At 67.2% G+C, this 23,524-nt stretch carries 22 protein-coding genes; 7 read left to right on the forward strand and 15 right to left on the reverse strand.

Annotated elements, in window-relative coordinates; translation table 11 throughout:
• Positions 1-148 precede the first annotated feature (148 nt).
• Both glnA and K9B35_RS18100 read right to left on the reverse strand, forming a co-directional pair.
• Positions 149-1,561, reverse strand: a complete 1,413-nt coding sequence (gene glnA / locus K9B35_RS18095; protein WP_224923403.1) for a type I glutamate--ammonia ligase — start codon at positions 1,559-1,561, stop codon at positions 149-151.
• A 143-nt stretch (positions 1,562-1,704) separates the two neighbouring features.
• Positions 1,705-2,043 (reverse strand): P-II family nitrogen regulator, encoded by a 339-nt coding sequence (locus K9B35_RS18100; RefSeq protein WP_224923404.1) that lies wholly within the window; start codon positions 2,041-2,043, stop codon positions 1,705-1,707.
• A 289-nt stretch (positions 2,044-2,332) separates the two neighbouring features.
• Between K9B35_RS18100 and K9B35_RS18105 the strand changes: the two genes are divergently transcribed.
• Positions 2,333-4,144 carry a DUF885 domain-containing protein gene (locus K9B35_RS18105; protein ID WP_224923405.1) on the forward strand — a complete coding sequence of 604 codons (1,812 nt, stop codon included), beginning with the start codon at positions 2,333-2,335 and terminating at the stop codon, positions 4,142-4,144.
• A gap of 133 nt (positions 4,145-4,277) precedes the next feature.
• Here the strand turns inward: K9B35_RS18105 and K9B35_RS18110 are convergent, their stop codons facing one another.
• The 4 genes from K9B35_RS18110 to map form a co-directional block, all read right to left on the reverse strand.
• Complete coding sequence (locus tag K9B35_RS18110) at positions 4,278-6,245, reverse strand: hypothetical protein (RefSeq protein WP_224923406.1); 1,968 nt, start codon at positions 6,243-6,245, stop codon at positions 4,278-4,280.
• A 224-nt stretch (positions 6,246-6,469) separates the two neighbouring features.
• The gene (locus tag K9B35_RS18115; protein ID WP_412103486.1) at positions 6,470-7,594 is read right to left on the reverse strand and encodes an NAD(P)/FAD-dependent oxidoreductase; all 1,125 of its coding nucleotides are present in this window, start codon (positions 7,592-7,594) and stop codon (positions 6,470-6,472) included.
• A gap of 209 nt (positions 7,595-7,803) precedes the next feature.
• Positions 7,804-7,986 carry a hypothetical protein gene (locus K9B35_RS18120; RefSeq protein ID WP_224923407.1) on the reverse strand — a complete coding sequence of 61 codons (183 nt, stop codon included), beginning with the start codon at positions 7,984-7,986 and terminating at the stop codon, positions 7,804-7,806.
• Positions 7,986-8,813 (reverse strand): type I methionyl aminopeptidase, encoded by an 828-nt coding sequence (map, locus tag K9B35_RS18125; RefSeq protein ID WP_224923408.1) that lies wholly within the window; start codon positions 8,811-8,813, stop codon positions 7,986-7,988. Before map ends, K9B35_RS18120 begins: the two co-directional genes overlap by 1 nt.
• Positions 8,814-8,876: 63 nt before the next feature.
• Here map and K9B35_RS18130 point away from each other — a divergent pair, with 63 nt between their 5' ends.
• The 6 genes from K9B35_RS18130 (at position 8,877) to K9B35_RS18155 (ending at position 16,544) form a co-directional block, all read left to right on the forward strand.
• Positions 8,877-9,632 (forward strand): competence/damage-inducible protein A, encoded by a 756-nt coding sequence (locus K9B35_RS18130; protein WP_224923409.1) that lies wholly within the window; start codon positions 8,877-8,879, stop codon positions 9,630-9,632.
• A gap of 7 nt (positions 9,633-9,639) precedes the next feature.
• Complete coding sequence (locus tag K9B35_RS18135; RefSeq protein WP_224923410.1) at positions 9,640-10,791, forward strand: FAD-binding domain-containing protein; 1,152 nt, start codon at positions 9,640-9,642, stop codon at positions 10,789-10,791.
• A gap of 92 nt (positions 10,792-10,883) precedes the next feature.
• Positions 10,884-12,305 carry a M16 family metallopeptidase gene (locus K9B35_RS18140; RefSeq protein ID WP_224923411.1) on the forward strand — a complete coding sequence of 474 codons (1,422 nt, stop codon included), beginning with the start codon at positions 10,884-10,886 and terminating at the stop codon, positions 12,303-12,305.
• Between the two features lies 1 nt (position 12,306).
• On the forward strand, positions 12,307-13,722 hold the full coding sequence (locus K9B35_RS18145) for a M16 family metallopeptidase (RefSeq protein WP_224923412.1): 1,416 nt from the start codon (positions 12,307-12,309) through the stop codon (positions 13,720-13,722).
• A 167-nt stretch (positions 13,723-13,889) separates the two neighbouring features.
• Positions 13,890-15,248, forward strand: coding sequence for a hypothetical protein (locus tag K9B35_RS18150; RefSeq protein WP_224923413.1), 1,359 nt, complete (start codon positions 13,890-13,892; stop codon positions 15,246-15,248).
• Positions 15,249-15,356: 108 nt separating this feature from the next.
• Complete coding sequence (locus K9B35_RS18155) at positions 15,357-16,544, forward strand: hypothetical protein (protein WP_224923414.1); 1,188 nt, start codon at positions 15,357-15,359, stop codon at positions 16,542-16,544.
• 21 nt (positions 16,545-16,565) lie between these two features.
• Here K9B35_RS18155 and K9B35_RS18160 read toward each other — a convergent pair whose 3' ends face one another.
• The 9 genes from K9B35_RS18160 to K9B35_RS18200 form a co-directional block, all read right to left on the reverse strand.
• Positions 16,566-16,931: a hypothetical protein gene (locus K9B35_RS18160; RefSeq protein WP_224923415.1), complete on the reverse strand. Its 366-nt coding sequence runs from the start codon at positions 16,929-16,931 to the stop codon at positions 16,566-16,568.
• A gap of 123 nt (positions 16,932-17,054) precedes the next feature.
• A complete protein-coding gene (locus tag K9B35_RS18165) occupies positions 17,055-17,297 on the reverse strand; it encodes a hypothetical protein (RefSeq protein ID WP_224923416.1) in 243 nt (80 codons plus the stop codon).
• Positions 17,298-17,531: 234 nt separating this feature from the next.
• Entirely contained in the window at positions 17,532-17,906 is a 375-nt protein-coding gene (gene rplL / locus K9B35_RS18170) for a 50S ribosomal protein L7/L12 (RefSeq protein WP_224923417.1), read from the reverse strand.
• Between the two features lie 56 nt (positions 17,907-17,962).
• On the reverse strand, positions 17,963-18,478 hold the full coding sequence (gene rplJ / locus K9B35_RS18175) for a 50S ribosomal protein L10 (protein ID WP_224923418.1): 516 nt from the start codon (positions 18,476-18,478) through the stop codon (positions 17,963-17,965).
• Between the two features lie 323 nt (positions 18,479-18,801).
• Positions 18,802-19,116: a hypothetical protein gene (locus K9B35_RS18180; RefSeq protein ID WP_224923419.1), complete on the reverse strand. Its 315-nt coding sequence runs from the start codon at positions 19,114-19,116 to the stop codon at positions 18,802-18,804.
• Positions 19,117-19,136: 20 nt separating this feature from the next.
• The gene (locus K9B35_RS18185) at positions 19,137-20,612 is read right to left on the reverse strand and encodes a L,D-transpeptidase family protein (RefSeq protein ID WP_224923420.1); all 1,476 of its coding nucleotides are present in this window, start codon (positions 20,610-20,612) and stop codon (positions 19,137-19,139) included.
• A 77-nt stretch (positions 20,613-20,689) separates the two neighbouring features.
• Positions 20,690-21,010 (reverse strand): DMT family transporter, encoded by a 321-nt coding sequence (locus K9B35_RS18190; protein ID WP_224923421.1) that lies wholly within the window; start codon positions 21,008-21,010, stop codon positions 20,690-20,692.
• A gap of 126 nt (positions 21,011-21,136) precedes the next feature.
• Positions 21,137-21,595, reverse strand: coding sequence for a YaiI/YqxD family protein (locus tag K9B35_RS18195; RefSeq protein ID WP_224923422.1), 459 nt, complete (start codon positions 21,593-21,595; stop codon positions 21,137-21,139).
• A gap of 47 nt (positions 21,596-21,642) precedes the next feature.
• On the reverse strand, positions 21,643-23,385 hold the full coding sequence (locus K9B35_RS18200) for a DEAD/DEAH box helicase (protein ID WP_224923423.1): 1,743 nt from the start codon (positions 23,383-23,385) through the stop codon (positions 21,643-21,645).
• Between the last annotated feature and the right edge of the window lie 139 nt (positions 23,386-23,524).

The raw sequence follows: 23,524 nt of genomic DNA on the forward strand, positions 1-23,524 counted from the left end.
ATGTCCTTTCGGTTGCGATACGATGACATATTCGTGACGTTGCCGATGCGCCACGCTGCGCTGCAACGAAAAACGCCCGGACCCTGCCAGGTCCGGGCGTCTCGCTGTCCGGCGCCGCCTCCCCCGAAGCGGCGACGAAAGGATCGTCTTACGACGAATAGTACATGTCGTACTCGACCGGCGACGGGGTCATTTCCCACCGTGCAACGTCGCCGCGCTTCAGTTCGACATAGGCTTCGATCTGGTCCTTGGTGAACACGTCGCCCTTGAGCAGGAAGTCCATGTCCGCCTCGAGGCTGTCGAGCGCTTCGCGCAGCGAGCCGCAGACGGTGGGGACGAGGCTCAGTTCCTCGGGCGGCAGATCATAGAGGTTCTTGTCCATCGGGTCGCCCGGATGGATCTTGTTCTGGATGCCGTCGAGGCCGGCCATCAGCAGCGCTGCATAGCAGAGATACGGATTGGCCAGCGCGTCCGGGAAGCGGAATTCGACGCGCTTCGCCTTGGCGCCCGCGCCGTACGGGATGCGGCACGAGGCCGAGCGGTTGCGGCTCGAATAGGCGAGCAGCACCGGGGCTTCGTAACCCGGGACCAGACGCTTGTAGCTGTTGGTCGACGGGTTGGTGAAGGCGTTGAGCGCCTTGGCGTGCTTGATTACGCCGCCGATGAAGTAGAGGCACATTTCCGACAGGCCGGCATAGCCATTGCCCGCGAACAGCGGCGTGCCCTTTTCCCAGATCGAGATGTGGGTGTGCATGCCCGAGCCGTTATCTTCCTTGATCGGCTTGGGCATGAAGGTCGCGGTCTTGCCATAGGCATGGGCGACCTGATGCACGACATACTTGTAGATCTGCATGCGGTCGGCGGTCTGCACCAGCGTGCCGAAGGTCAGGCCCAGCTCATGCTGTGCTGCAGCGACTTCGTGGTGGTGCTTGTCGCACGGCAGGCCCATTTCGAGCATGGTCGAGACCATCTCGCCACGGATGTCGACGGCGCTGTCGACCGGCGCGCAGGGGAAATAGCCGCCCTTGGCGCGCGGGCGGTGGCCCATATTGCCGCTCTCATACTCGCGGCCCGAATTGCCGGGCAGTTCGATGTCGTCGATCGCGTAATAGCTGGTCGAATAGCTGTTCTCGAAGCGGACATCGTCGAACATGAAGAATTCGGCTTCCGGGCCGACATAGACGGTGTCGCCGATGCCAAGCGACTGGAGATAGGCCTCCGAACGCTTTGCGGTCGAGCGCGGGTCGCGCGAATAGAGCTCACCGGTCGAGGGTTCGACGATGTCGCACACCAGAATCAGCATCGGGGTGGCCGAGAACGGATCGGTCCAGACCGCGTCCAGATCGGGCTTGAGGATCATGTCGGACTCGTTGATCGCCTTCCAGCCTTCGATCGACGAACCGTCGAACATCAGGCCGTCGGTCAGCTCATCTTCGCCCAGCACGCTGGCGACCATGGTGAGGTGCTGCCACTTGCCCTTGGGGTCGGTGAAGCGCAGGTCGATCCATTCGATCTCCTGATCCTTGACCATCTTCAGAATGTCGGCGGCGGTGTTAGCCATTGGAACCAAGCCCTTTCTGTTTTGCCCTGCTCCGCCCCGGTTGAGGTCCGGGTGCGGAGAATCATCTTGCGCTGCAATGCAGCTTCGTGAAATTTTTGCAGTGCGTCAATTCTGCGCGCTGCCAGCCCGTTTCAGGGGCGTCGTCAGATCGCGTTTTCGTCGCGCTCGCCGGTGCGGATGCGCAGCGCGGTTTCGATCGCAGTGACGAAGATCTTGCCATCGCCGATGCGGCCGGTTTGCGCGGCATTGGCAATCGCCTCGACCACGCGCTCGGCAAGGGCGTCCTCGACCACCACTTCCAGCTTCACCTTGGGCAGGAAGTCGACGACATATTCCGCGCCGCGATACAGCTCGGTATGCCCCTTTTGACGGCCAAAGCCCTTGGCTTCGGTCACGGTGATGCCCGACACCCCCACTTCGTGAAGCGCCTCCTTCACCTCATCCAGCTTGAACGGCTTGATGATGGCTTCGATCTTTTTCACGGTTTCTTCCCTCTGTGACGCCGGTGCGAGTCCCGATCGGTCCGGTTCCGCGGTCAGGGTGACGGCGGAATGGATCACGATCAAGTGGAACGCCCCTGTCGCGCGACACTGCACAAGCCGTGCCAGTTGCGCTTCTCCCACAAATGCGCGGGACGGCGTGGGCGCGGGTTAACAACTGCCTAACAAATGGGCAGCGGCGCGCTGTGATTGCGCGATTGCGGTGCAGCCTTGCGCGGGGTCGGTGCGGGTGTAATGTCCGCATATCACACCTTTTCCCAAGGACTTCCCGATGCGCGTTCCGCTTCTCCTCGCCGCCCTGCTCGCCGGCGTATCCGCCATGCCCGCCGCCGCGCAGCAACAGCCGGCCCCGGCGGCGCTGCCGGGAGAGGGGGCGGAGGATGCGCGGCTCAAGGCGCTGTTCCATGCGAGCGACGAAGCGTCGTTGAAGCGCAATCCGCTGAACGCGCTGTTTCGCGGCGACCTGCGCTATGCCGACCAGCTCGGCAATTATTATACCGACGCCTATCTGACGGCGGAGCTTGCGGCGAGCGAAGCGGATCTGGCCGCGCTGCGCAAGATCGATCGGGCGAAGCTGACCAGCGTCAATAGAATCGCCTATGACGTGTTCGAGGCCGACCAGCTGCGCGCGCAAAAGGGGTTCCGGGCGGACATCCTGTCGGTGTCGAAATATCTGCCGATGGACCACTTTACCGGCTTTCAGGCATTCTATCCGGACTTTGCATCGGGGCAGGGGGCGGCACCGTTCAAGACCGTGCTGGACTATGACAACAACCTCAAGCGCAACGTCCAATATGCCGCGGCCTATGACCGGGTGATCGGCCTGTTCCGCGAGGGGATGCAGCGCAAGATCGTCCAGCCGAAACTGGTCGTCACCAACATGATCGAGCAGTTCGACAATCTGATCGCGCAGGGCGTGGAGGAGTCGGTCTTTTACGGACCGGTGACGAAGTTCCCCGAGGGGATTGCGCCGGCGGATCAGGCGCGGCTGAAGGCCGCCTATGCCGCGCAGATCCGCGACGTGATCCTGCCCGCGCACCAGAAGATCCGCGCGTTCCTCGCCACCGAATATCTCCCCGCCGCGCGCGACAGCGTGGGCACGTCGGCGCTGCCGGGCGGGGCGGCGCTGTATGCCTATGCGATCGAGAGCAACACGACGCTGCCGCTGACCGCGGAGTATGTCCACACGCTGGGCCTGTCGGAGGTCAAGCGCATCCTGACCGAGATGGAGGCGCAGAAGGCCAAGGTCGGCTTCCAGGGCACGTTGCAGGAATTCTTCACGCACCTGCGCACCGAGAAGCGCTTTCAGCCGGAGAGTGCCGACGCGCTGCGGATCGGGTTCGAGGCGATCGGCAAGCGGGTGGATGCGCGGATCGGCGAGCAATTCTCGCTGATCCCCAAGACCCCGCTCGAGATCCGGCCGGTGCCGGCCTATCGCGAAAAGACCGACGCCGCGGGCAGCTATGCGTCGGGAACGCCGGACGGGTCGCGGCCGGGGGTGTTCTACTTCAACACCTATGATCTGCCGACGCGCTACACCTGGGGGATGGAGACGCTGTACCTGCACGAAGGCGCGCCAGGGCATCATTTCCAGATCAGCCTGGCGCAGGAGAATGCGGCGCTGCCCGCGTTCATGCGCTTTGGCGGCAACACCGCCTATGTCGAGGGCTGGGCGCTCTATGCCGAGACGCTGCACGATGAGCTGGACGTCGGGGTCGAGCCGTATCAGCGCATGGGCGGCCTGAATGACGAGATGCTGCGCGCGATGCGGCTGGTGGTCGATAGCGGGCTGCACGCCAAGGGGTGGGGCCGCGATCAGGCGATCGATTACATGGTCACCAACTCGCCGATGTCGCGGACCGACGCGACCGCCGAGGTCGAGCGCTACATCGCGATGCCAGGACAGGCGCTGTCGTACAAGATCGGCCAGCTGACGATCCTGAAAGCCAAGGCCAAGGCCAAGGCGGCGCTGGGGGCGAAGTTCGATCCGCGTGGTTTCCATGCGGCGGTGCTGGATACCGGCGCGCTGCCGATGCCGGTGCTGGAGAAGAAGATCGACGATTGGGTGGCGGGGGTGAAGTAGGGGCGTTCCCACTTTATCGTCACCCCGGCCTCCGGGCCGGGGTCCACTCTGCCTCACTTCCTGCGATCGAGCCTCTTGCCTAGCGCTCAGGATCCCGGTGGACCCCGGCACGAGGCCGGGCTGACGAAGTAAGTTAGCGGCTCGCCTTCCACGCCGCCTCGACCATCAGCCGGGCGGCTTCGGTGCGTTTGCGGGCGAGGGCGACGTCGCTGAGGTTGGCGCGCGCTGCGTCGCCGGTGAAGCGGGCTGACGTGCGGGCGGCGAGGGCGAGGCGGGCGGGGGTGAGGGCTGCGCCGGGGCGGCCGGACTGGAGCAGGGCGCGGGCGAAGGGTTCGGCGACGTCCAATAGCTGCGGGCTGTCGGCGCCGTAGATGCGAGTGGCGGCGGCGATGCGGGTCGCGAACAGGCGGGCGCCTTCGTCCTTGCCCTGCATCGTCAGGTTTGCGGCGAGCGCGCGCAACGCCTCGGTGCGGTACTCGCCTTCCCACGGGATCATGTCGTTTGCCTCGATCCTGGCGAGCAGCAGGCGGCGGATCGGTTCTGCTTGCGCGGCGCGGTTCTGACGTTCGAGCAGATGCGCGAGGCGCGCGCGGGCATAGACATTGGGGTCGTCGAATGCGGCGGCGATGTTCATCTTGTCGTCGCTGTCGCCGAGCGCCAGTGCCTCGCGCACATCGGCTTCCGCTTCGGCGAGCGTGCCCGATGCCTCGAGCGCGTCGGCGCGGGCGAGCAGGTAGAACATGCGCCGCCATTCATTGATGTCCTTGGCGGCGCGAACGCGAGCGATGCCGTCGGCGGTGAAGGCGAGCGCGTCGGCGACCAGTCCGCGCGCGAGCAGGGTGCGGGTGATCCCCGCGAACGCCTCCCGCGAGTCATCGCCCTCGAAATGGTCGTAGCGCAGCGAGAGCGCCCAGATGCGGCGGTAGAGGAGTTCGGCTTCGGCGAGCCTGTTCTGCGCCTCGACCGCGCCAGCGAGGTCGACGACATAGCCGAGCGCGCCGTTCGATTGCGGGCCCCAGCGCTTCTCGGCGCTGGCGAGCAGGCTGGTCAGGATCGGTTCGGCGCGCGCGGGGTCGCCGGTTTCGACATAGAGGTTGGCGAGGATCGATCCGGCATTCTGCAGCGCGAGGTCGTCGAACTTCAGCAGGCGGCGATAGACCGGCCAGACGCGTTCGTAGATCGCGATAGTGGCGGCGTTGCCGCTGCCGGTCTGGCCGTCGATCTCGACCAGACGGTCGGCGGCGCGGCGGGACAGCGGGCTGCCGGGGCTATCGCCGACCAGTTGCTGGACGATGCGGATGCCGGCATCGACTTCGCCCATCGCGAACATCAATGCGAGTTCGGCGTCGGCGGGCGGCGTGCCGGGCTTGCGCGCCCTGGCATAGGCGGCGCGGGCACCGGCAAAGTCTCCGGCGGTGCGCAGGATCTCGCCTTGCACGCGGTAGAGGTCGCGGACCGCATCGGGCGCGCGGGCGGCGGGGCGGTCGAAGGCGGCGATCGCGAAGGCGACGAGGCGCGCGGCGCGCGGCTTGTCCTGCCCACCCCAATTCTGGACGCTGACCGCGCGGCCCGCCATGTCCTTGGCGAAGGCGGTTTCGAACGCCGGATCGGACGCGGTGGTGAAGGGGGCGATGAAGGCGCGGGCGCGGGCTTCGTCATCGGCGAGGACGAGGCCGTAGGTCATGTAGAACAGGTCGCTGATGTCATCGAGTTCGACCGCGCCGGTTTCGGTGGAGCGCTCCGCCGCACCCTTCATGCGATAGGCAGCGGTGAGCCAGGTCCAGCGGGCGAAGGTGGCGAAGTCGCGGGCCTTCATTGCGGCGGTGCGGGCTTCGATCCAGCGGGAATAGATGTTGGATCGGTCGTCGCCGTCGAGCTTTGCGACATCGTCGGCGGGGCCGGCGAGGGCGAGCGCTTCGCGGATCCGCGGCGCCGCTTCGGCGCGGCGGCCGGCGATTAGGTGTTCGGCGGCCTGAATCAGCAGGGTGTCGGCGCGGGTCTGAGCCTCGGGCTGGAGGGCGGGGGGCTGTGCGGGCGGCGCCACCTGCGCGATCGCGGGCGCGGCGAGCAGCAGGCCGAGGGCCAGAACGATAGTGCGCATGGCGATCCTCCCGCGCGGGTTGTGGCAGCGCGGGGCGGGGGCGGCAACGGTCGAAATCGGGTGGTGCCTTCGGCCTGCAAAATCCTCCCCCGCAAGGGGGAGGTGTCGGCGCAGGCGACGGAGGGGGAGGACGGCTGTGCGCTATCGCCTCTTGCTGATACCCTTCCTCCCCCTCCGTCAGCTTCGCTGCCACCTCCCCCTGGCGGGAGAGGATTATTTGGGGGTCAAATCGCCATCCCCGCTGCCCAGCCGCTCGACCAGGCCCATTGGAAATTATAGCCACCGAGCCAGCCGGTGACATCGACCGCTTCGCCGATTGCGTAGAGGCCGGGGGCGGTGCGCGCCTCCATTGTTTGGGAGGATAGTTCGGCGGTGCTGATGCCGCCGATGGTGACTTCGGCCTTGGCGTAGCCTTCGGTGCCGTTGGGGTGGAAGGTCCAGGCGGCGAGGGCGCGTTCGGCTTCGGCGAGGCGCTTGTCGGCGGCGTGATGGAGTTCACCGTCGAGCGCGAGCTGGTCGGCGAGCGTGTCGGCGAGGCGGTTGGGTAGAGCCTCGCCGAGCAGCTTGCGCAGGGTCGTGCGCGGGGCGGTGCGCTTGGCTTCCGTCAGCCAGCCGGGCGCGCGATCGGGCAGGAAGTCGATTCCGACCGGGTCGCCGTGGCGCCAGTAGGAGCTGATCTGGAGGATTGCGGGGCCGGAGAGGCCGCGATGGGTGAAGAGGGCGGCTTCGCGGAAGGTGGTTTTTCCGGCGCGGGCGGCGACGGGAGCGGCGACGCCGGAGAGTTCGCGGAACAACACTTCGTCGCCGCCGAGCGTGAGCGGGACCAGCGCGGGGCGGGGCTCGACCACCTTGAGCCCGAACTTGCGGGCGAGGTCATAGGCGAAGCCGGTCGCGCCCATCTTGGGGATCGACGGGCCGCCGGTGGCGATGACGAGCGCGGGGGCGGTGGCGGTGCGCTCGCCCCAGGTGACGGTGTAGCTGCCGTCGGCGTGGGTGACGTCGCGGATTGTGTGGCCGAGCGCGATTTCGACTGCGCCCCGGTCGCATTCGTCGAGCAGCATCGCGACGATCTGCTTGGCGCTGCCGTCGCAGAACAGCTGGCCGAGCGTCTTTTCGTGCCAGGCGATGCCGTGCCGATCGACCAGTTCGATAAAGTCATGCTGGGTGTAGCGGCGCAGCGCGGACTTGGCGAAATGCGGGTTCGCGGAGAGGTAGCGGTCCGGCGCGATGCCGAGATTGGTGAAGTTGCAGCGCCCGCCGCCGGAGATCAGAATCTTTTTGCCCACCTGATCGGCATGGTCGATCAGCAGCACGCGGCGACCGCGCTGGCCGGCGGTGAGCGCGCACATCAGGCCGGCTGCGCCTGCGCCGAGGATGATGGCGTCGTAGGAGGACGGGGTGGACAGGGCGGGCGCTTTCCAACGTTTGTCACCCCGGCCCTGTGCCGGGGTCCACCGGGCGGCAGGCGCGAAGCGAGAGGCTCAAGCGCCGGATGTGCGGCACGGTGGACCCCGGCACAAGGCCGGGGTTGCGATTGGAGATTGGGGGAGCGGAAGCGCTAGCGCAGCTTCGCGATCGACAGGCCGTCTTCCTTGGCGCGGTCCTTGACCGATTCTTCGCTGCGGGTCAGCGCCTTGGCGATGGCCTTGAGCGCCATGCCCTTCTTCGCCAGCGTGTGCAGCTTCTGGATCTCGTCCTGCCGCCAGGGCTGGCGGTGGCGTTCGAACTTGCTGTCGGCCATCAGGCGTAGGGCGGGTTGTGGCGGCCTGTCGCCGACTGGGTGAAGATTTCGCAGCCGGTTTCGGTGATGCCGATCGAATGTTCGAACTGGGCCGAGAGCGAGCGGTCGCGGGTGACCGCCGTCCAGCCATCGTCGAGCAGCTTCACGTCCGGGCGGCCGATGTTGATCATCGGTTCGATCGTGAAGAACATGCCGGGCTTGAGTTCAGGGCCGGTGCCGGGGCGACCGACATGGACGACTTCGGGCGCGTCATGGAACACGCGGCCAAGGCCGTGGCCGCAGAAGTCGCGGACGACGCCGTAGCGGTGCTTTTCCGCGTGGCGCTGAATGGCATGGCCGATATCGCCCATGGTGTTGCCGGGCTTGGCCATTTCGATGCCGATCATCAGGCATTCATAGGTGACGTCGACAAGGCGCTTTGCCTTCAACGGCACGTCACCGACCAGATACATGCGGCTGGTGTCGCCGTGCCAGCCGTCGAGCAGCGGCGTCACGTCGATATTGACGATGTCGCCGTCCTTGAGCGTCTTGTTGCCCGGGATGCCATGGCACACGACATGGTTGATGCTGATGCAGCAGCTGTGCGTGTAGCCGCGATAGCCGAGCGTCGCGGGGACCGCGCCGCCATCCAGCGTCATGCGGCGGACGATATCGTCCAGCTCTGCCGTGGTCACGCCGGGCACGACATGCGGCACGAGCGCGTCGAGAATCTCGGCGGCGAGCTTGCCCGCGGCGCGCATCCCGGTGAAGCCATCGGGACCGTAAAGTTTGATCGCCCCGTCGCGGGCGAAGTTCGTGTCGGCGGTTACGGCAACATATTCAGTCATGCGCGCCATATAGGGCCTAAAGGGTAACTTTGCGAGGCTGGAAGCACGCGCTATGGCGGGTTTATGAGCGAGCGCATCTGGACCGCCGGGCTGGTCATCATCGGGGACGAGATCCTGTCGGGTCGCACCCAGGACAAGAATGTCGCGCAGATCGCGATCTGGCTGAACGTGCAGGGGATCCGCCTGTCGGACGTGCGCGTGGTGCCCGATGTGCAGGAGCGGATCATCGAGGCGGTGGATGCGGTGCGCACCCGCTATGACTATTGCTTTACCACCGGCGGGATCGGGCCGACGCATGACGACATCACGGTCGATGCGATTGCGGCGGCGCTGGGCGTGCCGGTAGTGATCCACCCGGAGGCGCGCGCGACGCTGGAGGCCTATTACGAGACGCGCGGCGGCTTGACCGAGGCGCGGTTGCGGATGGCGCGGGTGCCGGAAGGGGCGGACCTGATCCCCAACCGCATGTCGGGTGCGCCGGGCATCCGGGTCGGCAATGTCTTCATCATGGCGGGGGTGCCGCACATCACGGCGGGGATGCTCGACGCGCTGACCGGCACGCTGGAGGGCGGCAAGCCGGTGGTCAGCGGGACGATCGGATGCTGGGTCGCCGAGAGCGAGGTCGCCGATGTGCTCCGCGCGACCGAGAAGGCGCATATGGGCGTGGCGATCGGCAGCTATCCGTTTTTCCGCGAGGGCCGGGTGGGCGCGAACTTCGTCGCCCGCGCGACTGAAGCGGCGGTGGTCGAGGCGTGCCTCGCCGACCTGACCACCCAGCTGGAAGCGACCGGGCGCGATGTGACGCAGGGCGGGATCTGATCCTGCCATGGCGCAGTGGGAAGCGACTCGCGCCGCAGCACTGGCCCGCGCCGAAGCGTTCGCGCCGAAGATGGGCGCTGCCTATGCCGCGCGGCGCAATTACGACATTGGACTGGACGCGGACACCGTGTCGGCGCTGTCGCCCTGGGTGCGCCGCCGGCTGATCAGCGAGCGCGAATTGATCGAGACGGCAATGGCGGGGCATGGCTCCGACGCGGCCAAGTTCGTCAGCGAGGTGCTGTGGCGCGGCTATTTCAAAGGCTGGCTGGAGCAGCGTCCGGAAATCTGGGAGCGCTATGTCGCCGGGCTTGGCGCGGCGCGGGAAGCGGTGGCGCGCGATCGGGAGCTTGCGCAGCGGCTCGCGGCGGCGGTCGAGGGGCGCACCGGCATCGATTGTTTCGATGCGTGGATCGTGGAGCTGCGCGCGCAGGGCTGGCTGCACAATCATGCGCGGATGTGGTTTGCGAGCATCTGGATCTTCACCTTGCGGCTGCCGTGGCAGCTGGGGGCGGACCTGTTCCTGCGCGAGCTGGTCGATGGTGATGCGGCGTCGAACACGCTGTCGTGGCGCTGGGTCGCGGGGCTGCATACGCGCGGGAAGCACTATCTGGCGCGGGCGGAGAATATCCGCCGCTATACCGAAGGGCGGTTCGATCCGCACGGGCTGGACGAGGACGCCGAGTCGCTGGCGTTCGATGGCGATGCGCCGCTGACCCCGCCAGCGCCGGGCGATGCGATGCCGACCGGCCGCTATGCGCTGGTAATCCATGCCGACGATAGCGGGTTCGACGCGCTGGACCTCGCGCCGCCCGCGCGGGTGATCGGTGTCACCGCGCATGGGCTGGACGGGGCGAGTGCCGCTGCGCGCGGCTTTGCCGAGGGTGCGGTGGCGGATGCTGCGGCGCGCGCGGGGGCGATCTATGGCTGTCCGGTCGAGCTGGTGGCCGACTGGCCGGCGCCGGGCGATCTGCCGCTGGTCGCGCCGTGGCTGACGGTCGGGCCGCTGCGTGACAGCCTGCCCGACGGCTATCCGCTGGCGCAGCTGCGTAATCCCTATGACGCGGCGCTGTGGCCGCTGGCGACGGCGGGGTTCTTCAAGGTGAAGAGCCGCGCGGCGGGGGCGCTCGCTCCGCTGGGCGTCGTCATTCCGGAATTGTGAGACCTGTACCAAGGTGCAGGCGAGAATCCCCCTTCGCCTTTGCGGACTGTACTGGTAGCCTCATACACATAGGATCAAGTGAGGGGATCACCATGACCGTGAAACGATGGATCACAGCGCTCGCGCTGGCCGGGGCGGCACTGCCGCTCGGGCTGGCCGCCGCGCCTGCCGCTGCGCAGACCGCGCCGGCGAAGCTCAAGGTCGAGATGCAGTATTTCACGCTGCCCAACGGGCTGCGCGTGGTGCTGGCGAAGGACACGCTGAGCCCGACGGTAACCGTCGGCGTCTACTACGGCATCGGCTTCCGTATCGAACCGCGCGAACGCACCGGCTTTGCGCATCTGTTCGAGCATCTGCTGTTCCAGGGATCGAAGAATGCGCCCAAGGGCGTGCATATCAGCACGATCAGCAATGCCGGCGGCATCCTGAACGGATCGACCCGCTACGACTTCACCAACTATTTCGAGGTGGTGCCGTCGAACGCGCTGGAGCGGATGCTGTGGCTGGAAGCGGATCGCATGTCCGCGCCGGTGATCGACGACGAGGTGCTGAAGAACCAGCAGGGCGTTGTCGGCAACGAGGTGAAGGTCAACGTCCTCAACCAGCCGTACAGCACGTGGCCGTGGATCGACCTGCCGATGCTGGCCAATACCAACTGGTATAACAGCCATAACTTCTACGGGGAGCTGAAGGAGATCGAGGCGGCGACGGTTGCTGACGCCAAGCAGTTCTTCGACAGCTTTTACAAGCCGTCCAACGCCGTGCTCGTGGTGTCGGGCGACATCGACTATGCCGCGACCAAGGCGATGGTCGAGAAATATTATGGCTGGATGCCCAAGGCGCCGCCGGTCAAGCTGCCCGACATCAGCGAGCCGCGCCAGACCGAAGAGAAGTATCGCGCGCGCACCGACCGTCTGGCGCCCAAGCCCGGCTGGGCGGCGGGGTACCATGTTCCTGCACGCGGCACGCCCGAATGGTTCGCGATGGGTCTGATCGACCAGATGCTGGTCAAGGGGCAGGATAGCCGCCTGTACCGCAAGCTGGTCGCCGAGACGGGGATTGCGGGCGAGGTGAGCGGCGGGATCAACAACCCGCTGGGCAACATGTTCAACTATCAGGGACCGATGCTGTGGAGCTTCAACTTCACGCATGACGCCAACCGCAGCCGCGACGAGATCAAGGGCGCGGTCGATGCGGTGATCGAGGAGCTGCGCACCAAGAAGGTGACGGCGGAGGAACTGACGCGTGCGCGGACCAAGATGCGGTCCTCGCTCTATTCGACGATCGACGGGACCGGGCGGATTGGCCTGATTGATCTGCTCGCCGTCTATGCGCTGTTCGACAATGATCCGAACAAGGTCAACGGCCTTGAGGACGGGTTCGCCAAGGTGACCCCGGAGCTGATCCAGAAGACCGCGCAGGAATATCTGCGCCCGACCAACCGGTCGATCTATGTCATCGACCCCGGTGCGGCCCAGCCCGCCGCGCCCGCCGCTCAGCAAGGAGGCAAGTGAGATGCGCCGCATGATCGCCAGCCTGACGGCTGCCGCCCTGCTCGCCGCGCCGATGGGCGTTGCTGCGCAGGAGCTTCCGACCACCCCGCCGCCGATCCCGGCGCCCAAGCCGTTCAAGGTGCCGGCGAGCGAGACCTATGTCCTGGCCAACGGGATGAAGGTGACGCTGATCCCCTATGGCGTCGTGCCCAAGGCGGTGGTGTCGCTGCAGACCTATACCGGGTCGATCAATGAGGGGCCGGACACCTGGCTGTCGGGCCTGACGCTCGACATGATGCGGGAGGGCGCGGCGGGGATGACCGCGGCGCAGATCGCGCAAAAGGCGGCTGAGATGGGTGGCGGGATCGGGACCGGGTCGGGTTCGACGTCATCCGGCGTGTCGATCAACGTCCTGTCGGAGCGCACGGTCGACGCGATCGGGCTGGTCGCCGATGTCGCGCAGCGGCCGAGCTTTCCCGAGGCCGAGCTGGCGCGCGTCAAGGCGAACTGGAACCGCCGCCTCGCGATCGCGCTGACCCAGCCGGGGACGCTGGCCAACGCTGCGGTGACGCGCGCCTATTACGGCACCGACCACCCCTATGGCCGGGTGCTGCCGACCCCGGCGCAGTTTAACGCCTATGACGCCGCCAAGCTGAAGGCGTGGCATGCCGCGAACTTCGGCGCAAAGCGGTCGCACCTCTACATCGCCGGGCGCTTCGACGCGGCGGCGGTGAAGGCGGCGGTCGAGAAGGCGTTCGGCGGCTGGACCGCGGGGCCGGAGCGGGCGCTGATCCCGGTCAATCCAAAGGTCGGGCCGCAAGTGCTGCTGATCGACCGTCCGGGTTCGCCGCAATCGACGATCAACCTGGTGTTTCCTGCGCCCGACGCCGGAACGCCGGGCGACATCCCGACGCGGGTGATGAATGCGCTGCTGGGCGGAGCGTTCAGCTCGCGCATCACGCGCAATATTCGCGAGAATAAGGGGTACACCTACTCGCCGGGGTCGAGCGTCGCGCTGTTGCCGACCAATGCGGTGTGGAGCTTCAACGCCGATGTCACGACGACCGCGACCGGGCCGTCACTGACCGAGGTGTTCAAGGAGATCCGTGAGTTGCAGACCACCCCGCCGGGCGACGAGGAAGCCGGCGGCATGCGGCAATATATGGCCGGGCTGTTCGCGATCCAGAACTCGACGCCGGGCGCGCTGGTCAACACGCTGGCGACGCGCGATGCGCTGGGCCTGCCGCGCGACTGGCTCGACAACTATGTCCCGGCGACGCTGGGGGTGACCAATGCGCAGATCAGCGAAGCGGCGAAGCGGTTGCCGATCGACAAGATGACGCTGGTGGTCGTCGGTGATCTGAAGGTTGTCACGCCGCAGCTTCAGGCATTGCCCGAACTAAAGGGTGTCGAGTTCAAGACGGTGACCGTTCCCTGAACGATTGTTCATGTTGAGGTTCAACTACTCACGGGGGCGGCGCAAGTCGTCCCCGTTTGTTTTCGAGTAATGCTGAATCATCGACTGGCCGATACCGGCTAACAACTCGCCGCAATTTTGAGGTCTGGCTGCGACGAATTGCGGGTTCCACTTGTTGACCCCCCGTTATGACCCACACAGCACATCATGCGCGACCCGCGCTTCGCCGAGCAGTGGCGCTGCTTTTTGCCGCCGCCGCTCTCCCCGCAACCGCCATGGCGCAGGAGACGGTGGCACCGCCGACCGTGCTGGTGCCAAGCCAGCCTGCGCCGGCCCCGGCCCCTCCGGTGACGCCGCCGCCGGTTCAGGCTCCGGTCGCGCAGACTCCGCCTTCGGGTGAGTCGCGTACGACGATCGCTCCCGGAGTCGCCGAGCAGGCGCAGCAGGAGGCGCGCGAGCGTGCCGCTGCTGCCCGGGCTGAGGCGCGTCCGACGCGTTCGGTCGAGGCGCCACAGCGTGCCGCTCCGGCTGCGCCGGTCGCTGCTGCGCCCGAGGCTGCACCCGCTGCCCCGGTGCCGGCTGAGCCCGTGACGCAGGCCGCGCCGCCGGTTGCCGATCCGGTCGCGACGGAGGTCGCGCCCGAGCCGGTCGCGTCGGCCACCGATGGTGGCGGCACGACGTGGCTGATCTTGGCGGCGTTGGGCGGCGTTGCCGCGCTGATCGCTGGCGCGATGCTGCTGCGTCGTCGCCGCGAGGATGAGCCTTATCTTGAGGAAGAGGTTGCGGTCGCTGCGCCGGTCGAGCCTGTTCGCACGCCCGTTGCCGAGCGAGTCAAGCCCGATCCGCTGATTGAGCGTCTCGACGCTAATCCGGTGGCCGCAGCACCCGCGTTCATCGCCCCACGCCGCGAGCCCGAACTGGCGGAGCGTGCGGCGCCTGTTACGAAGGTGAAGCCCGACGAGGCCAAGCCGGCGCTCGAAAATGCTGAGCTGGTCGACGCTGATCCGGCGGATATTGCCGCGATGGTCGGCGGTGCCAAGCCAGCGGGCGGGCGTCCGCAGCTTGAGCTGGCGATGCGTCCGATCCGTGCCGGCATGAGCCGTCGCGGTGCGACCGTCGGGTTCGAGCTGACCGTCGCCAATGCCGGTGGTTCGCCCGCCGACCATGTCCGGATCGGTGCGTTCATGCTCGGCGAACATGCCGCGCAGCAGAGCGAGATTGAGCGGATGCTGATCAACCCGCCCGCCGATTCGAGCGTGGATGCGCAGACGATCGCGCCGGGTGACGGGACCACGCTGGAGGCGATGGTGACGATGTCGCGCGATGCGGTCGACGCAATCGCGGGTGATGATGCGGGGTTTACCCCGGTCCTGGTCGCCGATGCCCGCTACCGCCTGCCCGATGGACGCGAGGGGCGCACTGCCGCCGCGTTCCGCATCGGGCGCAGCAATGGCGGCACGCATCTCGAGCCGATCGCGATCCAGGACGATCCGTCGATGTATGCCGATATCGAGGCCGAACTGGTCGGCGTTCCGGCCAAGGTCTGACCTGAAATCCCTGTCCCGCCCCGGTTTGCGCCGGGGCGGGTCGCTTTTCCGGCGGGCCTGCGCATTTTTTGATGCGCGGGTCCGCCTTCTCCATGCTAGGCGCGGCGGGTGACTGCGACGACCCTTCGCGCGACCACCGCGCTGACCCTGATCCTGCTGCTTGCGAGCCCCGCTGTTGCCCAGAGCGACCAGCGGCCGACGATCATCACGCCGCCGATCGGTGATTTCGACATCAACCCCAATCCGACGCCGCGCGCGACTCCCACGCCGACGCCAGCGCCGCAGCCGACGGTGACGCCGGTGCCGATCCAACCGCGCGAAACGCCGTCGCCGCGTCCAGCCGCGACTCAGCCTGCTGCCCGGCCGAGTGCGCAGCCTGAGGCTCAGCCAACGCCGCAGGCGAGCCCGACGCGGTTCGGGCCGTCTGATTTCACTCCGGTGGCGACGCCGCAGCCGGGGGGGATGCCGGGGGCGGTGGCGCCCGCGGCCAGTTCGGCTGTCACGCCCGATGCGGCATCGGACACCCTGCCAGCATGGCTGTGGCCCGCCCTTGGCGCGGCTGCTGCGCTGGTCGTGGGGCTGGTCGCCGGGATCGCGATTGCCGGGCGACGCCGCCGCCGCCGTGACGAGGAGGCCGAGGTTGAGGTTGCCGAGACGCCGGTGATCGCCGCGCCGCCGACGCCGGGGCCGCCCGCGCGGGCGGGTGTGACGACACCGCCGCGTCCTGCGCCACAACCCGCTGCCGCACCCCGTCCAGCGCCCGCAGCGCCAGTGATGGCGCCGGTACCGCCGCCGCCCGGTCCGCTGGTGACCGAGATCCGCCCGCTGCGCGCGGCGATCCGCGACGGGATGGTGAGCATCGATTTCGAGCTGTACATCCAGAATCGCGGGCCGGAATCCGCCGACAATGTCCGCGCCGTGCTCGCGCTGTTTGCCGCCAATCCGGATCAGGACGCGCAGATCGCGGGCTTCCACGGCGCGGCGCGGATGGCGCCGGGGTCGGAGCCGTTCAGCATCGCGCCGGGCGGCATCCATATGCTCAAGGGGCAGGTCAACCAGTCGGGTGACCAGATGCGGGTCGTTAATGTTCAGGGCAAGCCGATGTTCGTGCCGATCGTGCCGGTCGCGCTGAAATGGTATGCCGGCCTGTCGATCCGCACGCTGCGCGACAGCTTCATGATCGGCACTGTGCCTGCGCCGGGTAGCGATCGGCTCGGGCCGCTATGGGTCGAGCGTGCGGCGGATGGGTTCGGGCGGCTGGCGGCGAAGCGCTACGTGCCTAAAGATGCGGGGTAAGCGCGACCGCTCTCGCTTAGTTCACTTGCGCCCAGTCCTGGCGCGGAACTGAGGGTCGGCATCTTGTGCCGCCACGCAATCGTCGAAGAGCTTGATCGTCGCGCGTTGGTCGTTCGCGGCCTCCATTTTTCGGCCCACTTCCTGCGATCGGGGCGTGATTTGCTTGATCCAGCCAGCGCCGCCGTGGCGTTCTGCGAGAAACGACACGCGTTTCGTCATCTCGTCAGCAATTGCGGGCTGCCCCATCTGCCTTGCGCTGTTCGCGGCGATTCCAAAAATGACCATGCAATGCACTGGGTCGGAGCTGTCGAAATCGCGACTGTTGGCGCTGCTGCAGGCGGTCTGGAACATCATCAGGATCGTGGCGCAGATCAGGGCTCGGGTCATGGGGCGCTCCTCTCTGCATCAGCGTTGATCGAAGCGGGTAAATCTTTCGTTATCAGTCAGATGAAGCGTTCTCGGTCATCCAATGCGACGGGGTGGGTATGTGCCGAATGTGCAGAACGGAACCTAACGCAGGGCCAGTACCAGCAGGACGATGATCGCCGCGCTGGCAATCAGCAGTACCCCCATCATCCTGCTGAGATTGCCGAGACCGCGCCACGACGACCCTTCATCGAGCAGTGGACTGTCGGGCGTGATCGTCATCGGATCGACGCCGGTATCGTGCGTCAGCGCGGCGGCGAACCGATCCCATGTGTCGGGGGCGTTTGCGGCGTCGGCGGGGAGGCGGGACTGCAGCGAGCGGAACACGTCGCCTGCGGTTTGCCAAGGTCGGCGCGTCCGCATAATCGAGCGTGACGCCGAACGTGATCTCGACCTCGTCGATCGCCGCGATTTCGTCGCGGTCCCCGCCGAGGCCGACGCTGACGGGCCTGTCTTCTTCCATCGGATCGCACCCTAACAGCTTGTCGGTATGCCCCAAATGAAAAGGGGCGGCCCGTTGCCGGACCGCCCCCTTCATAAGCTGCGGGTGCAGCCGCGAGATTACTTGATCTCGACGGTCGCGCCGGCTTCTTCGAGCTGCTTCTTGAGCTTCTCGGCTTCGTCCTTCGACACGCCTTCCTTGACGGCCTTCGGTGCGCCTTCGACGAGCGCCTTTGCTTCGGTCAGGCCGAGCGCGGTGATCGCACGGACTTCCTTAATGACGTTGATCTTCTTGCCACCGTCGCCGGTGAGGATCACGTCGAACTCGGTCTGCTCTTCAGCAGCCGGAGCAGCGGCGGCGCCGCCAGCAGCCGCAACCGCGACAGGAGCAGCGGCGCTAACGCCCCACTTCTCTTCGAGCATCTTCGACAGCTCAGCGGCCTCGAGGACGGTCAGTTCCGACAGCTGGTCAACAAGCGCGTTCAGGTCAGCCATTTGATATTCCCTTCAAAAATTCAGATTGGTTCGAAAAATCGCAAATGAACGTCGGCTCAGGCCGCGTCCTTCTCCGCATAGGCATTGAACACGCGGGCGAGCTGCGCCGCGGGTGCCTGGGTGATCGACGCGAGCTTGGCTGCCGGTGCCTGAAGCAGGCCGACAATCTTGCCGCGCAGTTCGTCGAGCGAAGGCAGCGATGCGAGTGCCTTCACGCCTTCTGCGTCGAGCAGCATGCTTCCCATTGCGCCGCCGACGATTTCGAGCTTGTCGTTCGTCTTGGCGAATTCGGCGACCACCTTGGCGGCGGCAACCGGATCGGTCGAATAGGAAAGCGCCGTCGGACCCGTCAACAGGTCCGCGAGCACCGCATAATCGGTGCCCTCGATCGCGATCTTGGCAAGGCGGTTCTTTGCGACCTTGTAGCTCGCGCCAGCTGCACGCGCCTTGTTCCGGAGGTCCGTCGACTGCTTGACGGTCATCCCGAGGTTGCGGGTGACGACCACCACTGCGACCTCGTTGAAGGTGCTGTTCAGCTCGGCAACGGCCTGGGTCTTCTGAGAACGATCCATGCCTGTCTCCTCACTATGCCCCGGCCAGGGCCGGAGCGGTTACGCCAGGAACCGGGCGGCTGCCCGATCCCCATTGTCCGTGGGGGCATGATCGTCAGGGCCGGAAGGGTCCGGCGGGCTGACCCGGACGACCCGCGAGGCGGATACGACCGGAGTAAATCTCTGTCCCCGTCTTGGCGGGAAATTAAGTGCGGCCAAATACCGCACACCCACTGTCTCGGACGGAACGCGCGCAGGTTTCCCCACGACGCGAAGGCGCGCTCATAGCGGGTGGGGGACAGGAGTCAAGCGGGGGGCGGGGCCGCGAGGCCCCGCCGCTCGGCTCACTCCGCCGGGGCGGCCTGGTTGCCGGAGGTGTCGCCGCGCTGGACGCGGGCGGTCATGCCGACCGATTCGGCGTCGTCCTGAATCTGCTCGTCGTCGGGCAGCGCGGGTTCGGCGACTGGAGCCGACGCGGTGTTGTCGACAACCAGCGGCGCCGGCTCCGCGAGATTCTCTTCGGGCAGGTCTTCGGTCAGCTCCATCGCGTTGACTTCGTTCTCGACCGGTGCGGTTTCCTCCGACGCGCCCGAGCAGGCGGCGAGCGCGGCTGCGGCGGCGAGGGCGGTGGCGAGCTGGAGCGTGCGGCGATAGTTCATTGTGTGTCTCCCGGTTCTGTTCAGCGGGCGGCCTGGGCCTGGGTAGCCGAGCGCGCCTCGATCTTGGATGCGAGCACCTTGTCCCAGTTATAGGGATCGCCGCGGAAATTCATCGTCCCGCTCGAACTGCCATAAGCGGTCCAGTAGAGCAGATAGACCGCGACCTGCTTTTGCAGCGGCACGCGCGTGGTCTTGCCCGCGGCGACGGTCTCGGCGACCTTTTCCGGAGTCCACACCGGATCGCCCTTCATCAGCAGATTGGCGAGGTCGGCCGGGCGTTCGAGCCGGATGCAGCCATGGCTGGCGAGCCGGTCGAAGCGCGAGAAGGTGCCCTTGGACGGCGTATCGTGGAGATAGACCGCGAACGGGTTGTTGAAGTCGAACTTGAACTTGCCCAGCGCCGAGTGCGACGGTGCCTGTTGCAGGCGGCGATTGGCGCCGGTGCCGATCACCTTGAACCCGTTGCGCGCGAGATAGGCGTCGCCCTTGGGGAACAGCTCACGCGCGGCGATGCCGGCGGGGACGTTCCAGGGCGGGTTCACCACCACCGAATGGATGTTGGACACCAGCATCGGCGTCTCGCCGCCGCCGGGCTTTCCGGTCACGCCGCGCATCGACATCACCGGGCGGTCGCCCTCGAACACCGCGACGCTGGCTGAGGCGATGTTCACCTGAACCCGGTCGGTCGGCATCGATTTGGGCATCCAGCGCCAGCGTTCCATGTTGGCCATGATCTGACGCACGCGTGCCTCGACTGGCACGTTGAGCGCGCCGAGCGTGCCGCTCGACACGGTGCCGGTGGGATTGAGGCCGTAGCGGCGCTGAGCACGGATCACCGCCTCTTTCAGCTCAGCATCGAAGCTGTTGCCGAGGCGGGCGACGTTGTCATCCTCGACCGCGAGGCGGGCGCGCAGCGCGGCGACGCGCGGGCCGGTGGCACCGACGGTCATGTCGGGGCCGGCGGGGATCGCCGACCAGCCACCCGCCGCCTCGATCAGGCGATAGCGGGCGAGGCCGGTGCGCAGCGTCTCATAGCCCTCGTACGGCGGGGCGAGATCGGCGAACCATTGCGTCAGTCGGTTTTCGGCGAGCGCGCGGGTGAATTCGGGCTGGGGATCCCATGCGGCGGGGCGCAGCGCCCAATCCTGCTGGAAGTCGGCGGTGTCGAGCCGGCCGATATGGATCGCGCGGGCATAATCGAGTGCGGCGCGGACAAGACCGACGTCATCGGCGGGCAGGATTTCCGCCGCCTGCGTCGAATAGCGCAGCCCCTGTGCGATCCGCCCCTGCACGATGATGCGGCGCAGCTGCTCGGCTTGTTCAGCCGTGACCGTCGGCAAAGGGAGCGGGGTGGGAAGCGGCTGGACCTGAAGCGGCGCGCCGGTCGGGGTCGCGCTGGGCGATGGAGCGGGGGCAGCCGTCTGCGCCAGCGCGGGAATCGCGGCTGAGAGCGCCAAAGAGGCCGCGACCAGATGCGGCCCGGTTCGTGCGAACATCGAAAACTGCTTCCTTATCACCGGTGCGGGAGATGATAGGGCGGGCGTCGGCGGTTGTCACCCGCCGACGCGCCCGATTACACCGTCGCGTTCAACTTGGTCCCGGCGACGCCGATGACGATCAGCGCCATGAACCCCGCCTGTACCAGCGTCACCTTGTCGCCGAACAGGATCACACCGCCGATGATGACCCCGACCGCGCCGAGCCCGGTCCAGATCGCATAGGCGGTCCCCGCCGGGATGTCGCGCATCGCCAGCGCGAGCAGCGCCATGTTGAGGAAGCTGAGCACGATCGGCACGATCGCCGACTGCCAGGTGCCGGCGGTTGCGGCCCATTTCAGGCTCAATGCCCAGATGATTTCGGTGAACACGGCAATGCCGAGGATGATCCACGCCATGCGGGAGTCTCCATGCGTGCGGGCTCGGAATGGACGGGCGCGCAGGCCGGAAACCCGTAAGAGGCGGCGCGCCGCACCGGGCAGACCCGGTGTTCGGGGTGCCTCTTACCCCCCGGGGGGTGGGGGTCAAGTCCTGGCGAGCCGGACCAATGCCTCGTCCAGCGCGGACAGAAAGCGCGAGCGGTCCTGTTTGCCGAACGGGGCGGGGCCGCCGATCTGGTCGCCGCCTGCACGCAGGTCGGCCATGATCGCGCGGGTGGCGATGGCCGCGCCGATCGAGCTGGTCGTGAACGGCTTGCCGGTGGGGGAGAGGACCACTGCGCCCGCCTTGAGGCAGCGGTCGGCGAGCAGGATGTCGGCGGTGATCACCACGGACTTCGGCCCGGCGCGTTCGGCGATCCAGTCATCCGCCGCGTCGAAGCCGTCCGAGACGATCTCACGCGCGATCAGAGGGTGATCGGGGATGCGGATGAAGCTGTTGGCGACGATCGTGACCGCTACCTCGCGCCGCCACGCGACCTTGTAGATCTCGTCCTTGACCGGGCAGGCGTCGGCGTCGACCAGGATGTGGAGGGGGGCGGTCATAGCGTCTTCCTTAGCCCCTCCCCTGAAGGGGAGGGGCTTTAAGGGACTCACTTCTTCGGCGGTTTGCCGCGATGGGGCTTGGGCGAGCGGGCAGCGCCCGGGCCACCGGCAGGACGGGCGCGGTGCATCGGGCGGCTGTGGTCGCGCGGCCGGCCCTGACGCGGTTCATGGTCGCCGCGCGTGCCCGGAGGCGGCGGGCCGTCGGCGCGCTCGATCAGCACATCCTCGTCCGGCCCCGCCGATTTGGCGACTTCGCGCATGAAGCGGTCGGCAATCGCGCTCGGGACCTGAAAGCGGGTTTCGCCGGCACCGATGCGGATCGCGCCGATCTCGCTCTTGGTGACATGGCCGCGACGGCAGATCAGCGGCAGGATCCAGCGCGGATCGGCATTCTGGCGGCGGCCGACATTCATGCTGAACCACACCGTGTCGTCAAAGCCGGGGCGGTGGACCGCGCCGCGCGTGTCGCGGCCTTCGCCGGGGCCGCGGTCGATCAGCTCTTCGGGTGCGGGCATCGATGCGCGGTGCGCGCGGACCAGAGCGGCGGCGATATCCTCCGCCGTCATCTTTTCCATCAGCTCGGCGGCGAGGGCGCGATCATCCTCGTCCTGCTCGACCGGGGCGGTGATCTTTTCGATCAGGCGGTCGCGGTCCTTGGCCTTGATGTCCTCGACGCTGGGGACGGGGAGCCACTCGGCGTTGATCTTGGCCTGCTTCAGCGTCATTTCGACGCGGCGGCGGCGCGGATAGGGGACGATGAGCACGGCGGTGCCCTTCTTGCCCGCGCGGCCGGTGCGGCCCGAACGGTGCTGAAGCGCCTCGGCATCGCGGGGCAGTTCGACATGCACGACCAGGCTGAGCGTCGGCAGATCGATGCCGCGTGCGGCGACGTCGGTCGCGACGCAGACGCGTGCGCGGCGGTCGCGCAGCGCCTGAAGCGCGGCGTTGCGTTCGTTCTGGCTATGCTCACCCGACAGCGCGACGGCGGAAAAGCCGCGCTCGGTCAGACCGGCATGGAGGTGGCGGACATTGTCGCGCGTCGCGCAGAACAGCATCGCCGTTTCCGCCTCGTGAAAGCGCAGCAGGTTGATCACGGCATGTTCGATGTCGGACGGCGCGACGGCGATCGCCTGATAGGCGATGTCGCCATGGCCGCGATCCTCGCCGACGGTCGAGATGCGGTGCGCGTCGCGCTGATAGCGCTTGGCCAGCGCAACGATCGGCTTGGCGAGCGTGGCGGAGAACAGGAAGGTGCGGCGTTCGGTCGGGGTCGCGTCGAGCAGCGCCTCCAGTTCCTCACGAAAGCCCATGTCGAGCATCTCGTCGGCTTCGTCGAGCACCGCGACCTTGAGCGCGGAGAGGTCGAGCGCGCCGCGCTCCAGATGGTCGCGCAGGCGGCCCGGCGTGCCGACGACGATATGCGTGCCATGTGACAGCGCGCGCCGCTCACGCGAGGCGTCCATGCCGCCGACGCAGGTGGCGACCCGCGCGCCTGCGGCAGCGTAGAGCCAGCCCAGTTCCTTGGCGACCTGAAGCGCCAGTTCGCGCGTGGGGGCGATCACAAGCGCCAGCGGCAGGCGCGGCGCGGGAAGGTCGCCATCGACCAGCAGGTCTTCGGCCATGGCAAGGCCGAAGGCGACGGTCTTGCCCGAGCCGGTCTGAGCCGAGACGAGCAGGTCGCGGCCGCGCGCATCGTCCTGCGTCACCTGGGCTTGAACGGGGGTCAGCGCTTCGTAACCGCGCTGGGTCAGCGCCTCGGCGAGGCGTGGGGGGAGATGTGGAAAGGTCATGTAGCTCACAATAGGTCGCGCGGCAGAAAGGTGCAGGCGCGGAAGCGTTGCCCCATAGCGAAGTTTATCGCGTTTGGCGAGGGGGCGGGTCGTCGGTATCCGAACAGGCCATTCCGCTATTGACAATAAGTCGCAATAA

Origin of the sequence: Sphingomonas sp. R647, assembly GCF_020177055.1 — a bacterium.
In the GTDB taxonomy this organism is placed as follows: Bacteria; Pseudomonadota; Alphaproteobacteria; order Sphingomonadales; family Sphingomonadaceae; genus Sphingomonas.

Coding starts and splice junctions, on each gene's coding strand:
- glnA (WP_224923403.1), bottom strand. CDS start 1,561: ATGGCTAACACCGCCGCCGACATTCTGAAGATGGTCAAGGATCAGGAG.
- K9B35_RS18105 (WP_224923405.1), top strand. CDS start 2,333: ATGCGCGTTCCGCTTCTCCTCGCCGCCCTGCTCGCCGGCGTATCCGCC.
- K9B35_RS18110 (WP_224923406.1), bottom strand. CDS start 6,245: ATGCGCACTATCGTTCTGGCCCTCGGCCTGCTGCTCGCCGCGCCCGCG.
- K9B35_RS18115 (WP_412103486.1), bottom strand. CDS start 7,594: ATGTGCGCGCTCACCGCCGGCCAGCGCGGTCGCCGCGTGCTGCTGATC.
- K9B35_RS18120 (WP_224923407.1), bottom strand. CDS start 7,986: ATGGCCGACAGCAAGTTCGAACGCCACCGCCAGCCCTGGCGGCAGGAC.
- map (WP_224923408.1), bottom strand. CDS start 8,813: ATGACTGAATATGTTGCCGTAACCGCCGACACGAACTTCGCCCGCGAC.
- K9B35_RS18130 (WP_224923409.1), top strand. CDS start 8,877: ATGAGCGAGCGCATCTGGACCGCCGGGCTGGTCATCATCGGGGACGAG.
- K9B35_RS18135 (WP_224923410.1), top strand. CDS start 9,640: ATGGCGCAGTGGGAAGCGACTCGCGCCGCAGCACTGGCCCGCGCCGAA.
- K9B35_RS18140 (WP_224923411.1), top strand. CDS start 10,884: ATGACCGTGAAACGATGGATCACAGCGCTCGCGCTGGCCGGGGCGGCA.
- K9B35_RS18145 (WP_224923412.1), top strand. CDS start 12,307: ATGCGCCGCATGATCGCCAGCCTGACGGCTGCCGCCCTGCTCGCCGCG.
- K9B35_RS18150 (WP_224923413.1), top strand. CDS start 13,890: ATGACCCACACAGCACATCATGCGCGACCCGCGCTTCGCCGAGCAGTG.
- K9B35_RS18160 (WP_224923415.1), bottom strand. CDS start 16,931: ATGACCCGAGCCCTGATCTGCGCCACGATCCTGATGATGTTCCAGACC.
- rplL (WP_224923417.1), bottom strand. CDS start 17,906: ATGGCTGACCTGAACGCGCTTGTTGACCAGCTGTCGGAACTGACCGTC.
- rplJ (WP_224923418.1), bottom strand. CDS start 18,478: ATGGATCGTTCTCAGAAGACCCAGGCCGTTGCCGAGCTGAACAGCACC.
- K9B35_RS18180 (WP_224923419.1), bottom strand. CDS start 19,116: ATGAACTATCGCCGCACGCTCCAGCTCGCCACCGCCCTCGCCGCCGCA.
- K9B35_RS18185 (WP_224923420.1), bottom strand. CDS start 20,612: ATGTTCGCACGAACCGGGCCGCATCTGGTCGCGGCCTCTTTGGCGCTC.
- K9B35_RS18190 (WP_224923421.1), bottom strand. CDS start 21,010: ATGGCGTGGATCATCCTCGGCATTGCCGTGTTCACCGAAATCATCTGG.
- K9B35_RS18195 (WP_224923422.1), bottom strand. CDS start 21,595: ATGACCGCCCCCCTCCACATCCTGGTCGACGCCGACGCCTGCCCGGTC.
- K9B35_RS18200 (WP_224923423.1), bottom strand. CDS start 23,385: ATGACCTTTCCACATCTCCCCCCACGCCTCGCCGAGGCGCTGACCCAG.